At 47.7% G+C, this 549-nt stretch carries 1 protein-coding gene; it reads left to right on the top strand.

The window, feature by feature from the left end; genetic code table 11:
* Positions 1–549 (top strand): Lcl C-terminal domain-containing protein (locus HUK38_RS14730; RefSeq protein ID WP_182585060.1); only part of this gene is annotated, 549 nt, incomplete at both ends.

Here is a 549-nt window from a genome sequence, read left to right as displayed (position 1 = left end):
CATACTTATGACTTCGCCCAAGCCGCCACTTTTGCTAATACAGTTAATAGCAGCGGATTGTGTGGCTCGAATACTTGGCGAGTACCAACCGTTAAAGAACTGCTTGGAATTGTGGATTACGGGCGCACCGCGCCGTCAATTGATCTAAATTATTTCCCCAATATCGCTACCGGTAATTGGTATTGGAGTAGTTCCGTTTATGCCAACGATGCCGCCGACGCCTGGTATGTAGATTTTGGCAGCAATGGCAATTCTTTTGGCCATGACCGCAGCAATCCGCACCCAGTGCGCCTTGTCAGTGGCACACAGTCATTAGACGTTTTTGTTGATAATGGCGATGAAACTGTCACGCAATCCAATACCGGCTTAATGTGGGCAAAGTGCGCAATTGGTTTAAGCGGGAGTGACTGTACAACCGGCACGGTATTAGAAAATGCAACGTGGAGTGACGCATTAACCGCCGCTAATACCTCAACACTTGGCGGTCATACTGATTGGCGTTTGCCAACCGTTAAGGAATTGCAATCGTTAATGGATTACACCCAATAC

Source organism: Thiospirillum jenense (genome assembly GCF_014145225.1).
Taxonomy (GTDB): Bacteria; Pseudomonadota; Gammaproteobacteria; order Chromatiales; family Chromatiaceae; genus Thiospirillum; species Thiospirillum jenense.
The sequence above is the reverse complement of the archived record's forward strand: the minus strand, read 5'-3'. Positions and strand labels throughout refer to the sequence as shown.